13 protein-coding genes are annotated in these 11,465 nt (G+C 40.7%); 3 read left to right on the top strand and 10 right to left on the bottom strand.

The genetic code is table 11. The annotated features are described in order from the left end of the window. Positions 1 to 219, top strand: a 219-nt coding sequence (locus Q0625_RS00590) for a His/Gly/Thr/Pro-type tRNA ligase C-terminal domain-containing protein (RefSeq protein WP_298822964.1), incomplete at its 5' end; no start/stop codon positions are given. 68 nt (positions 220 to 287) lie between these two features. Here Q0625_RS00590 and Q0625_RS00585 read toward each other — a convergent pair. The 3 genes from Q0625_RS00585 to Q0625_RS00575 all read right to left on the bottom strand — a co-directional run bounded on the left by Q0625_RS00585 (position 288) and on the right by Q0625_RS00575 (position 3,381). Continuing rightward, positions 288 to 1,337 carry an NAD(P)/FAD-dependent oxidoreductase gene (locus Q0625_RS00585; RefSeq protein WP_298822963.1) on the bottom strand — a complete coding sequence of 350 codons (1,050 nt, stop codon included), beginning with the start codon at positions 1,335 to 1,337 and terminating at the stop codon, positions 288 to 290. Positions 1,338 to 1,429: 92 nt separating this feature from the next. Next, positions 1,430 to 2,638 carry a WG repeat-containing protein gene (locus tag Q0625_RS00580; protein WP_298822962.1) on the bottom strand — a complete coding sequence of 403 codons (1,209 nt, stop codon included), beginning with the start codon at positions 2,636 to 2,638 and terminating at the stop codon, positions 1,430 to 1,432. Positions 2,639 to 2,649: 11 nt separating this feature from the next. Continuing rightward, positions 2,650 to 3,381: a biotin--[acetyl-CoA-carboxylase] ligase gene (locus tag Q0625_RS00575; RefSeq protein WP_298822961.1), complete on the bottom strand. Its 732-nt coding sequence runs from the start codon at positions 3,379 to 3,381 to the stop codon at positions 2,650 to 2,652. A gap of 47 nt (positions 3,382 to 3,428) precedes the next feature. Between Q0625_RS00575 and rsfS the strand changes: the two genes are divergently transcribed. Together rsfS and ftsH are read left to right on the top strand one after the other, a co-directional pair. Next, a complete protein-coding gene (gene rsfS, locus Q0625_RS00570) occupies positions 3,429 to 3,785 on the top strand; it encodes a ribosome silencing factor (RefSeq protein ID WP_298822960.1) in 357 nt (118 codons plus the stop codon). Positions 3,786 to 3,787: 2 nt separating this feature from the next. Further along, positions 3,788 to 5,698 carry an ATP-dependent zinc metalloprotease FtsH gene (gene ftsH, locus Q0625_RS00565; RefSeq protein WP_298822959.1) on the top strand — a complete coding sequence of 637 codons (1,911 nt, stop codon included), beginning with the start codon at positions 3,788 to 3,790 and terminating at the stop codon, positions 5,696 to 5,698. 61 nt (positions 5,699 to 5,759) lie between these two features. Here ftsH and Q0625_RS00560 read toward each other — a convergent pair whose 3' ends face one another. The 7 genes from Q0625_RS00560 to Q0625_RS00530 all read right to left on the bottom strand — a co-directional run bounded on the left by Q0625_RS00560 (position 5,760) and on the right by Q0625_RS00530 (position 11,393). Further along, positions 5,760 to 6,659, bottom strand: a complete 900-nt coding sequence (locus tag Q0625_RS00560) for a DUF3078 domain-containing protein (protein ID WP_298822958.1) — start codon at positions 6,657 to 6,659, stop codon at positions 5,760 to 5,762. 156 nt (positions 6,660 to 6,815) lie between these two features. Further along, positions 6,816 to 8,129: an NAD(P)/FAD-dependent oxidoreductase gene (locus tag Q0625_RS00555; RefSeq protein ID WP_298822957.1), complete on the bottom strand. Its 1,314-nt coding sequence runs from the start codon at positions 8,127 to 8,129 to the stop codon at positions 6,816 to 6,818. Beyond that, complete coding sequence (locus tag Q0625_RS00550; RefSeq protein WP_298822956.1) at positions 8,126 to 8,482, bottom strand: ArsC/Spx/MgsR family protein; 357 nt, start codon at positions 8,480 to 8,482, stop codon at positions 8,126 to 8,128. The genes Q0625_RS00555 and Q0625_RS00550 overlap by 4 nt, the downstream gene beginning before the upstream one ends. Then, complete coding sequence (locus Q0625_RS00545; protein WP_298822955.1) at positions 8,479 to 9,258, bottom strand: DUF3298 and DUF4163 domain-containing protein; 780 nt, start codon at positions 9,256 to 9,258, stop codon at positions 8,479 to 8,481. Before Q0625_RS00545 ends, Q0625_RS00550 begins: the two co-directional genes overlap by 4 nt. A 63-nt stretch (positions 9,259 to 9,321) precedes the next feature. After that, positions 9,322 to 9,978, bottom strand: a complete 657-nt coding sequence (locus Q0625_RS00540; protein ID WP_298822954.1) for a metal-dependent transcriptional regulator — start codon at positions 9,976 to 9,978, stop codon at positions 9,322 to 9,324. Continuing rightward, the gene (gene pyrF, locus Q0625_RS00535; protein ID WP_298822953.1) at positions 9,975 to 10,814 is read right to left on the bottom strand and encodes an orotidine-5'-phosphate decarboxylase; all 840 of its coding nucleotides are present in this window, start codon (positions 10,812 to 10,814) and stop codon (positions 9,975 to 9,977) included. The genes Q0625_RS00540 and pyrF overlap by 4 nt, the downstream gene beginning before the upstream one ends. Positions 10,815 to 10,829: 15 nt before the next feature. Beyond that, positions 10,830 to 11,393 carry a GDYXXLXY domain-containing protein gene (locus Q0625_RS00530; protein ID WP_298822952.1) on the bottom strand — a complete coding sequence of 188 codons (564 nt, stop codon included), beginning with the start codon at positions 11,391 to 11,393 and terminating at the stop codon, positions 10,830 to 10,832. Positions 11,394 to 11,465: the final 72 nt, after the last annotated feature.

The following is an 11,465-nucleotide window of genomic DNA, read 5'->3' as shown; positions in this document are numbered from 1 at the left end:
CAACAACTAAGAGCGCAAGGATATAAGGCTGAACTCTACCCAGAAGCCACTAAGCTCAAGAAACAATTAGCTTATGCTGATAGCCGAAAGGTGAAGTATGTAGTGCTTATCGGGGAGGCAGAGCTTACAGCAGGTACAGCTGTAATCAAGTATATGGATACAGGCGAGCAAGCTACTTATCCAATAACAGAAATAGGGAAAGTAATTAGTGAAAAGTAAAAGATAAAAAATAAAGAGTGAAAAGTGTAAGTATGCAATTATAGCGTTATTCACTTTTCACTCTTGACTTATATAGACTGAATGACTGCTTTTTCAGCTTCTTTTCGGGAGCCATCAAAGCCATCAACTCCTGCCACAGTAGTGTATTTCAGTACATACTTCTTAGTAGGGTAGAGGCGGTTGTATACCCCTTGGCACATAAGGGTAGCTTCATGGAAACCACAGAGAATGAGCTTTAGTTTACCAGGGTAAGTGTTTACATCGCCTATGGCATAGACTCCTTCTATATTCGTCTGGTAATCAAGAGCATTATTTACTTTAATAGCATTTCTCTCTATTTCCAATCCCCAATCAGCGATAGGTCCTAACTTAGGAGTAAGTCCAAAGAGGGGAATAAAGTAATCAGTAGGTAATTCCTCTTGTACTCCTTCTTTTTCAAGGACGACTGTCGAGAGCTGTCCATCTCCCTTGAGACCTACTACTTCACAAGGGGTAATAAGGTTTATTTTCCCTGCTTCTTTTAGCTCTTTCACTTTCTCTACTGAATCCAAGGCCGCACGGAATTCATTGCGACGATGTACCAAGGTGACTGACTGAGCTATATTGGACAAATATATACTCCAATCCAGTGCTGAATCCCCTCCGCCAGCAATAACTACACGCTTGCCTGCAAAGCGTTCAGGATTTCTCACAAAATACTCCACTCCCTTATCTTCATAATCTGCTAGGTTGCTAATCTCTGGCTTACGTGGTTCGAAAGTACCTAAGCCTCCTGCTATAGCTACTGCTTTTCCTTTGATTTGGGTGCCTTTGTCTGTGGTAACGATAAAGGTATCATCGGCTTGTTTCTCAAGAGTTACGGCAGTTTCTGAGAGGGTGAATTCGGGTTGGAACTGCTTGATTTGTTCCATAAGATTATTGATCAGTTCTCCTGCTCCCACACTAGGATAACCAGGGATATCAAAGATAGGTTTTTTAGGATAGAGTTCGGTGAGCTGTCCTCCAGGTTGGGGAAGGGTATCTATGAGGTGGCACTTTAAGCGTAAGAGTCCTGCTTCAAAAACGGCGAAAAGACCTGTAGGTCCCGCCCCAATGATGATAATATCTGTCTCTTTCATGAAAGTTAGTTTGATTTTGCAAAAATACGAAAATAGTGACAAATGACAAGTGACAAATGACAAATAATTCAATAGTTCTTGGTCACTAGCTACTAGTCATTGGTCATTGGTGCTGGTTTATAGTACTGTCCTTTGTATTCGGCGACACCTTCGAGCTTGTTCAGGAAGACATCAATCCCTTTTACCTTAGTAGGAACAGCCTCGTGAACAACACCTTTGCGATCTATCAGTAGGAGTTTCTCGCCACTATGGACTACAGCAAACTCTTTGGTGGTAGAGGGGAAATCTATTTCCGTATATACTGCTGGGATATATCGCGCATATTGTCCTCCATATCTGAAAAAGCCTACTTTATCTCCTTTGATAAGGGTATAACCATAATCATTTTTCTCGATATGATCGTAGATAATAGCCAGTTTTTCCTTGCCATCTGAGCCAATAAAGCCGCACAGATTATCTTTTTGGGCTAAGAGCACACCTAACCAATAATATTCTAAGTGTTTGTATTGTATAGGGGTGAGCTGTTCCCCCTTGAGAGAAAAAATTCCTTTGAGACTATCTTTTTGGACTAAGAAAACAGGTGGTTTACTCGAACTCTCGTAGCTAATTTGTTCATATATAGAGGGAATAACTTCTCTGCCAAGGGTATCAATCACTCCCCAGTAGTGTTCTTTTCGTGCGCGGGCTACTCTATTCTCAAACCAGCTCAACTCATCATAAAGGGGAGCGGTCAGGGTATCTTTATTTGTCCTAATACCATAACGACCTTGGTCAAAATAGACCATAGGTCGCTCGGTATGAGCTACTGTCTTAAAGCGACCACCTCCATAATAGGGATCATAGGCATAGCCAAAGCCACCTATAAAGAACCATTGACTTCCCTTTTCGGTAAAATCGATGTTTTGCTTGTCGTCTACCTTAAAATAATAGCGCTGCATATCCCAGCCAAAGAAAAGGGGCACAAGGGGCGAGATGAGCCAGCGGGATTGATACCTAAACCCTTGTTTGCGCCAAAGCCCCCAGTAGCGCTTGGTATGGGTGGTGAGCTGTCCATTTTCTACCTTATCGTAGGTTACATATAAGTAGTTGCCCTTGGGCTGTAGCTGAAAATGTAGGTATTTGTATGGGTGATCCCAAACATCCTTGGGTAGGAGTGGAAAGGAACTTTCTCGATACTTACCATTGTGTAACGAATAAGCATAGAAAGTTTGTCCAGAGAGTGCCTCCATAGCTGCTTTTTGGGATTGGCAACCGCTAAGGATAAGAGCAAGGAGCGTGAGGGTACTGAAAAAATATTTCATAAGATAAGGGGTTAGTAAAGTAATTTGACTTCTTTAAGTGAAAACCAGCTCATCAGCGCATCTTCTTGTTCTACTTGGAGTTGCCCATTATGACTGACTCCCCTGATGTAGCCCATAAAGCGCTCTCCATTAGGATACTCAAAGGTGGAGGGCTTGTCCTTGCGGAATAGGTGGGTGTGGTACTCCTCCAACACCGTATCAAAGCGGGTAGGGGAGAGGTTTGTGAGTGCGGCTTCTAGCTCATGACCTATAAGGAGCAATACTTCTTCTAAGTCAAAGGGGTGTCCCATGATTTTTTGTAGCGAAGAGACATTGGGCAAATCATTGAAAAAAAGCTGATTTACATTTAGTCCTATCCCAATTACTGAGGCTGTGATATACTCCTTGCTAAGCGTGTTTTCTATAAGAATACCACAGATTTTCTTTTTGGATGACAAAATGTCATTAGCCCACTTGACAGCTAAGTCTGGTATATACAACTTTTTTAGAGCACGGAAAATGGCTAAGGAGACTTCCATATTCAGTAGAAAGTGGTATTCGGAGGGAAATGCGTCAAACTTTTTTAAAACGCTGAAGGTAAGGTTTTTATAAGGTTCAGCTATCCATGTGGCTCCTTGTTGTCCTCGCCCTTGGGTCTGTGAAAGTGCCCATACACAACTAAGGTCTGCTACGGGTTTTTCCTTAATAAGATTTTTAAGATAAGTATTGGTAGAATTTGTGGCATTAAGTTTGATAATTTCCATAAAATGTTATACCTTTGTCGCTTTGCAAAAGTAATTAAAAAAATTGAATGTCAGAAAAAAATAACACAGAACAAATGCTTTCTTCCATATTGGAGGGGATACAAAAAGTAAAGGGTCAGGACATCACTATCTTAGACCTTAGAGGTATAGACAATGCTGTATGTAGCTACTTTGTCATCTGTACAGGAGGATCCAATACACAGGTAGTAGCCATATCAGGTGCTGTACAAAGACAAACGCCCCAAAAACCTTGGCATGTAGAAGGCGAGCAAAATGCTGAATGGGTATTGCTTGATTATGTAGATGTGGTAGTACATATCTTCCAAAAACATGTACGCGAATATTATGATATAGAGGGCTTATGGGGAGATGCCCAAATAACCCATATAAATACAAATGAATAGTTATGAACGAGAACAAGCCATCGCGATTCTCTGCTTTTTGGTTTTATGCAGGGCTCGCGCTTATTCTATTTTTTATCCTTAATCCACTCTCAAGTTCTGGATTATGGAAACAACCCGAGGAAATTCCTCAAACAGAATTTGAAAAATTCCTCCAAGATGGAGATATCTCCAGAGTGGTAGTAGTCAATAAGCACCAAGCACGTATCTATCTTTTTCCAGAAGCTATGGAAAAGCCAGATCATAAGAAGGTGCGTGCTGAAAGCCCTTTGTTCAAGGCTGGAGCAGATTCCGATGTACCTCAGTATAAAATGGAGGTAGGAGTTTTGGAGAATTTTGAAAACAGATTCAACAAGATTGTAGCAGAAAACAACCTCTCCAATACGCAACTGATATACAAAACAGAGCAGAATTTCTTAGGTGACTTACTCATTACAGTAGTGTTGCCTCTAGTACTCTTCGTAGGGTTATGGATTTTCCTTATGCGCCGTGCCGGAGGAGGTATGGGAGGAGGTCAATTCTTTAACATTGGTCGCTCTCGTGCCAAACTCTTTGACGGAGAGAAGGATAAGAAAATTACTTTCCAAGATGTAGCAGGTCTTGAAGGTGCCAAGGAGGAGGTACAGGAGATAGTGGATTTCCTCAAGAATCCTGAAAAATATACCTCCCTAGGAGGAAAAATTCCTAAAGGAGCCCTCCTTGTAGGGCCCCCAGGAACAGGAAAAACACTCCTTGCCAAAGCGGTAGCAGGGGAGGCACAGGTGCCTTTCTTCTCCCTTTCTGGTTCTGACTTTGTGGAAATGTTTGTAGGGGTAGGTGCCTCACGTGTGAGAGATTTGTTTAGGCAAGCTAAGGAAAAATCACCTTCTATCATTTTTATAGATGAGATAGATGCTATTGGTAGAGCTAGAGGGAAAAATAACCTCACGAATGCTAATGATGAAAGAGAAAATACGCTCAATCAGCTACTTACTGAAATGGATGGTTTTGGCACCACTACCAATGTAATTGTCTTAGCAGCTACCAACCGTGCAGATATTCTAGATAAGGCACTCCTTAGAGCAGGACGTTTTGACCGACAGATCTATGTGGATTTGCCTGACTTGAATGAGCGTAAGGAGATTTTCAAGGTACACTTGCGCCCTATCAAAATAACTGAGGATTTGGATATAGAGTTCTTAGCTAAACAGACCCCTGGTTTCTCAGGAGCTGATATAGCCAATGTATGTAATGAAGCGGCACTGATTGCAGCCCGTCGAGGAAAAGCATCAGTGGATAAACAAGATTTCTTGGATGCAGTAGATAGAATTATCGGAGGTTTGGAGAAAAAGAACAAGATCATTACCCCAGAGGAGAAAAAAGCTATTGCCTATCATGAGGCAGGACACGCTACTGTAAGTTGGCTTTTGGAACATGCTGCTCCTTTGGTGAAAGTAACAATTGTTCCTCGTGGTCGTTCCCTTGGTGCTGCTTGGTACTTGCCTGAAGAACGACAGATTGTACGAACAGACCAGATTCAAGATGAGATGTGTGCCGCTCTCGGAGGTCGTGCTTCTGAAGAGATTACTTTTGGGAAAATTTCCACAGGAGCGCTCAGTGATCTTGAGAAAGTTACCAAGCAGGCCCGCGCTATGGTTACCATTTACGGACTTAATGAAAAGATAGGAAACCTGACGTATTACGACCCCACAGGTGAGGAATATGGATTTACTAAGCCTTATAGTGAGAAAACAGCTCAGGTGATTGATGAAGAAATAAGCAATATCATAGAACAACAATACCAACGTGCTCTTGCTATTTTGAGAGCTAATCAGGATAAGCTCACTACTTTAGCTGAATTGCTTTTGGAAAGAGAGGTCATCTTCAAGGAAGATTTGGAAAATATCTTCGGAAAACGACCACATGAAGAAAAGTAAAAGATAAAAAATAAAAGGTAAAAGAATTTCTTTTACCTTTTTATTTTTTTTACCTCTTATCTTAGAATTTGTAAGTGAATCCAGCGCCGAAAACTTCTCTTATTTGGAAAGCCTTAACAGCGTCATCATCATAGATAGCTTGGAAAGTAAAGTTGGCTGAAAGGAAGTCGTTTACTTTCATCAATACATTGAGAGTGTAGTCAATATCTACATTCTGAGGCTTGTCTAGGTAGTTGCTATATAGGCTAAGAGTGTTCTCGAAAGTTACATTCTTCACAAGATTATCGAACTTAGCATATCCATTCACAGCTGCACCAAACTCGAAGCGAGAAGTTTTACCTTGCTCTACCCCAAAGTGAGAACCTGTTTCAGTGAATTTCTTATCAGTGAAGATAAGTCTTGAAGTAGCAGGAGAAATATTCACCTTTAGGTTATCGCTCTTTTTCCACAACATACCAGGACCAAAAGAGAAATAAGCTGGTGCTAAGAAATTGGTAGTTTCAGTGCGGATTTGCTTTCCAGCATTGTCAGTATCGTACTTATATCCTTTGGCCAATTGGGTTTGGAAATTGGCAAAGAAAGAAACAAACCAAGTATCGGATACTTGTCGTCCTACGAGGGAAGTAAAGGCAAAGCGGTCATTGGTTTTCTTGGTGAAAGCATCACCATCTACTTTGGTAAGACCATAATCAATAACAAGTTTGTTATCCCAAGTCCAAGCATCCTTTTTGTAATTGGCATCGTAGGAAAGGTTTAGGTTTCCTCCGTAGTTATTGGTTCCTCCCCCTGTCCAATCGTGGTTGAAAGCAGTTTGGTTGAATAAAAGGGAGATAATCCCTGCACGAGTCCATGTTTTTTCAGAAGCCGCAGAAGGCTCAGGAGCAGACATAGAAGGAACTTCTTCTTGGGCAAAAGCAGCAAAACTCCAAAGAGTTAATGCTGAAAGAATCATTTTTTTCATCGTTTGATAAATTAAATATAAATAATGATATTATAAATTCGGGCGCAAAGATACTTATAATTTTTGAATAAGCAAGTCGTATTTTTAATTTTTATGTAGAATAAAAAACTGCCCTCTCTTAAGGGGGCAGTTTCTAATGGAAGAAATATGAAAAGTTTATGCTTTCTGAGAGTGTTCTCTCTCATAAGCTGATTTATAAGGACGAATAATGAGTCTCACTCCCTTATTATATTGGAAATACTGTACAATCCAGTTGGCTAAGGCTACCATTTTGTTGCGGAAGCCTACAAGGAAAGCGAGATGTACAACCATCCAAAGTATCCAAGCAAACCAACCTGAGAAGCGCATGCCTGCAATCTCTACTACTGCCTTATTACGTCCAACAGTAGCCATAGCCCCTTTATCAAAGTAGCTAAAAGGTACTAAGTTCTTCTTCCCTGCAATCTTTCTCTTGAGGTTTTTACCCAATTGCTTACCCTGTTGGATAGCAGGTTGTGCTACCATGGGGTGTCCTTTGGGATATTTGTCGCTGATCATACAAGCTATATCACCTATGGCATAGATATTTTCACAGCCTTTTACCTCATTGAACTCATTGACCAGATAACGACCGAACTGGATACTTTCTTCAGGAAGCCCTTCTATGGTATTTCCTTTTACTCCAGCTGTCCAGATAAGGGTACGAGTCTCAAAATTGTGAGTGTTGGTTACTACATTGGTGCCATCGTAATCTTTTACAAAGGTATTGAACCAAATGGTAACCCCCATTTTTTCCAAATATTCTTTGGCTTTTTCGCTTGATTTCTCTCCCATGCCTACCAGCAAGCGAGGATCCGCTTGAATCAAGTGTACATTCATCTTGCGGATATCCAAATCAGGATAGTCGGTAGGGAGGATATGACTCTTAAGTTCGGCGAATGCTCCTGCGAGCTCCACCCCTGTAGGTCCTCCTCCTACAATGACAAAGTTCATCAGGCTATTGCGCTCCTCAAGGTCATTGGTAAGTATAGCTGCTTCCAAGTTTTGGATAATGAGGCTACGCATATCAATTGCTTCTGGGACGGTCTTCATAGGCATGGCATACTTTTGGATATTGGCATTGCCATAGAAGTTAGTCTGAGAACCTGTAGCAATAACAAGGTAATCATAGGAGAGCTCCCCAAGATTAGTGAGAATACTTTTCTTGCTAGGATTGATCTGTTTTACTTCAGTGATACGGAAGTGAAATGTCTTCTCTTTTTTGAATATAGAGCGCACTGAGTGTGCAATAGAGTCGGGTTCTAGTCCCGCAGTAGCCACCTGATAGAGTAGTGGCTGGAAAGTGTGGTAATTGGTCTTATTGATCAGAACCACCTGCATTTTGGAAAAATCCAATTGCTTTACGATGTTGATACCACCAAAACCTGCTCCTATGACAACAATACGGGGAAGGTTTGTAGTGGGGATATTCAGTTGAGTGATAATACTCATAGGTGCTTGCGTGTTTCTTTTATAATTTTAGTAGCATTCCCCAATACTACATGATCATCAATAACCAAGATAGGACGTTTTAGGAAAGTATAATGTTCCAGAATAAGATCTTTGTAATCATTTTCTGTCAGTTCTTGTTCGTTCAGCTGACGCTCTTTGTAGAGTTTGGCTCTTTTGTTGAACAAGAGTTCATACTTTCCTGTAACATTTTTGAGCTGTTCGAGGTCTGTTTCACAGATAGGCTCTTCCTTTACATCTTGAAAGGTAAAATCCTCCAATGTTTTGATTTCATGGAGAATACGTTGGCAAGTGTCACAACTGCTTAAATAGTAAACTTTCCGTGTGGGTGTCATTTTCTTTTTGGGTCATTAAGGTTAAATGAAAGCCAAGGATTTACTTCGGATAGAGGAATTTTCACCTCTAAGATTCCTGTACTATAAGGGGCTATTTCATAAGGGTTATACAATAAAATAAGATAGTTTTGGTCAAAACCTATGTTCTTAGGCAAAGAAAATATGTCATTCTGGAACATAAAGCCATTTTCGCTTAGATTCTTTCCTTCAGAGATATTGAAAGTCTCTCGGAAGTGCTTTTCTGCTACCTCCAATATCTTTCCCATATCAGTAAAGAGTTCTTCCTGAGGGAAGAAAGTACCATCGGAGGCTTTAAAGTTCATAAAAGTAGCCCAGCTGACAGAGTGAGCCCCTCCTAAGTACTCAGTTCCTGAGCGTTGAAGGGATATAAGGGCATCATTCTCAAGGAGAATGGTGTCCACGATTTGTATTTGATAAGGAGTTATACCTTCAAACTGCTGTTTGTCCGATTTGTATTGAGTAAGGAATAGTTCTCCAGCTTCCTTTACTCCCATAACAGTATCTTTTGCAGTAAGGATTCTGACCAATTGTCGCTGTATAGTGTCGTTAAATGTCTGAGCAAAAGCACTGGGTCTTTTGCAAAGCATGTAATTGATAGAGACTTCAGCGCAATCTTCTTCTCCCTCTTCACAATCATTGAGTATAATTTCTTGGTTTTCAAACTTATACTTTCCAGAAGGGAAGAATACAAAGTAACCTACCACAGCAAGGGCAATCACCCCAAGGATGATAAAATAGTATTTTTTACGTAACATTTTTATTAGGAATGTGAGGGCAAAAATAATCTATTTTTCAGAAACAAAAAAGAAAAATAAGACTTATTTGTTTTTTTTAACATAGATGTTTTCTGCTACCATGGAAGAGATGTTAATAGTCTTGCTATCTAATTGAATTTCAATAGAATTATCAAAGGAATGTATCTCCAGAATTTTAATTTCTTTTCCAATAGAAATGTCTATCTTATTCAGATATTGCAAAAATTCTTTAGAAGTATTTCTTACTCCTACACATTGAGCGCTCTCTTCTTTTTTTAATTGGCTTAGCAGCTCACTTTTGAGCGAGGGCATGTGACCATATTTATCAGGGATGGGGTCTCCGTGAGGGTCTTTTTCAGGGTATAGTAGGAGCTTATCCAGTTCTTCAATGAGTTTGTCGGACTGTATATGCTCCAGTTGTTCGGCTACTTCATGGATTTCGTCCCAAGAGAAATGGAGCTTTTCCACCAAGAACACTTCCCAAAGACGATGTTTGCGAATGACAAAAAGGGCGTTTTTCTCTCCTTCTTTTGTAAGGGAGACACCTTGGTATTTCTTATGTTCCACCCATCCCTTTTCATGTAGTTTTTTGAGCATATCAGTAACTGACGAAGCCTTAGTCTGCATGGCCTCAGCTATGGCATTGGTGGTAACTTCCTCTTGTCGCTCTTGACCAAGGTGGTAGATGATTTTTAGATAGTTTTCTTCAGAAAAAGTCATAGAGAAAGGTATTTGGTTTGAAGAATAGCCGCCATTTCTTTTTGTAAGCTATGGGCTGCCTCTCCTGCTTTTTGGGCAAAATCTTCCCCTTGGGAAGCATAGATTACGGCACGAGAGGCATTGATAATGAGCCCTACCGAGTCATTGAGTCCGTACTTGCATACCTCCTTTAGGTCACCTCCTTGGGCACCTACGCCAGGTACCAATAAGAAGGATTGGGGAACTATACGGCGAATGTCAGCTAAGTATTCTGCCTTGGTAGCGCCTACTACATACATGAGGTTGTGGGCATTGTGCCACTGTTGCGAACGAGTGAGTACCTGCTGGTAGAGTGGTGCTCCCTCGGTGGTAAGAGTTTGAAAGTCAAAGGCTCCTTTGTTAGAAGTTAGTGCTAATAAGATAGTTGCTTTGTGCTCAAAAGCCAAAAAAGGCTCTACGGAATCCTGCCCCATATAAGGAGCTACCGTTACACTGTCAAACTGTAAATCCTCAAAGAAGGCCTTCGCATACATGGTAGCCGTATTGCCTATATCACCTCGCTTGGCATCGGCTATGGTAAAGATATGGGGATGTTGCTCGTTGAGGTAGTCAATAGTTTTTCTTAGTGACTGCCAACCTTTTTCCCCATAGGCCTCATAGAAAGCGATATTAGGCTTATAGGCAATGGTATAGGGGTGGGTGGCATCGATGATTGCCTTATTGAAAGCAAAAATAGGATCGCTTTCCTTGAGTAGGAAAGGAGGGATTTTGTTCAAATCTACGTCTAAGCCTACACAGAGAAAGGATTTTTTGGAGAATATTTCTTGCTTGAGTCTTTCTAAAGAGAAATCTTTCATATAGTAAAGTGTATTTTAATAGGATTTGTCTTTTGTTAATTGGTCAATATATTTTTCGATAGGCATGCCATCAACCAAGATACCCTTGAGTACCATCTGTCCTTTGTAGACAACAATTTGGGCATAGGCATCCTTGATAATCCTATCGGCTATGGGTGCCTTGTATTCATTCATATAATAACGCTTGTCGGGTATATCAATCCAAACAGTCTCATAATCTACCGTAGGCCCCTCTGGAGTAACTCTTAGGTAAATGTCGGTATCGGAAGGTCTTATCTCTCTTGCCTCTTGATAGATAGCCTCGCCATTGGCAGCTTTCTTTAGAGGAATGAATAGATCGTGGTCAAACTTATAATGTTCTTGTTGCATAGACCAAGGTATAGGTGCCGTTACATTTGTATAGTTAATGGACACATAGCGCCCACGGAAGGCATCATAAGGGTCAATAGGTTCAATCTTCATTAGGAAGGTTTCACCTCTAAGGAGAATCAATTCCCTGTCAAAAATCATTTTCAAGGGGAAAGCTAATTGTACTAAAACTGTACAGACAAAGGCTATGATGAGGTATTTCTTACGCATTTTTCTTTTGTTTTAAGATGAAATAATTGGCTGCAAAAAAGCCTATACCTAAGAGGATAAAGACAATTCCTT

This window comes from uncultured Capnocytophaga sp. (assembly GCF_938029845.1).
Taxonomy (GTDB): domain Bacteria; phylum Bacteroidota; class Bacteroidia; order Flavobacteriales; family Flavobacteriaceae; genus Capnocytophaga.
Note: the sequence above shows the minus strand (reverse complement) of the source record. Positions and strands in the feature narration are given on the sequence as shown.

Coding starts and splice junctions, on each gene's coding strand:
- Q0625_RS00585 (WP_298822963.1), bottom strand. CDS start 1,337: ATGAAAGAGACAGATATTATCATCATTGGGGCGGGACCTACAGGTCTT.
- Q0625_RS00580 (WP_298822962.1), bottom strand. CDS start 2,638: ATGAAATATTTTTTCAGTACCCTCACGCTCCTTGCTCTTATCCTTAGC.
- Q0625_RS00575 (WP_298822961.1), bottom strand. CDS start 3,381: ATGGAAATTATCAAACTTAATGCCACAAATTCTACCAATACTTATCTT.
- rsfS (WP_298822960.1), top strand. CDS start 3,429: ATGTCAGAAAAAAATAACACAGAACAAATGCTTTCTTCCATATTGGAG.
- ftsH (WP_298822959.1), top strand. CDS start 3,788: ATGAACGAGAACAAGCCATCGCGATTCTCTGCTTTTTGGTTTTATGCA.
- Q0625_RS00560 (WP_298822958.1), bottom strand. CDS start 6,659: ATGAAAAAAATGATTCTTTCAGCATTAACTCTTTGGAGTTTTGCTGCT.
- Q0625_RS00555 (WP_298822957.1), bottom strand. CDS start 8,129: ATGAGTATTATCACTCAACTGAATATCCCCACTACAAACCTTCCCCGT.
- Q0625_RS00550 (WP_298822956.1), bottom strand. CDS start 8,482: ATGACACCCACACGGAAAGTTTACTATTTAAGCAGTTGTGACACTTGC.
- Q0625_RS00545 (WP_298822955.1), bottom strand. CDS start 9,258: ATGTTACGTAAAAAATACTATTTTATCATCCTTGGGGTGATTGCCCTT.
- Q0625_RS00540 (WP_298822954.1), bottom strand. CDS start 9,978: ATGACTTTTTCTGAAGAAAACTATCTAAAAATCATCTACCACCTTGGT.
- pyrF (WP_298822953.1), bottom strand. CDS start 10,814: ATGAAAGATTTCTCTTTAGAAAGACTCAAGCAAGAAATATTCTCCAAA.
- Q0625_RS00530 (WP_298822952.1), bottom strand. CDS start 11,393: ATGCGTAAGAAATACCTCATCATAGCCTTTGTCTGTACAGTTTTAGTA.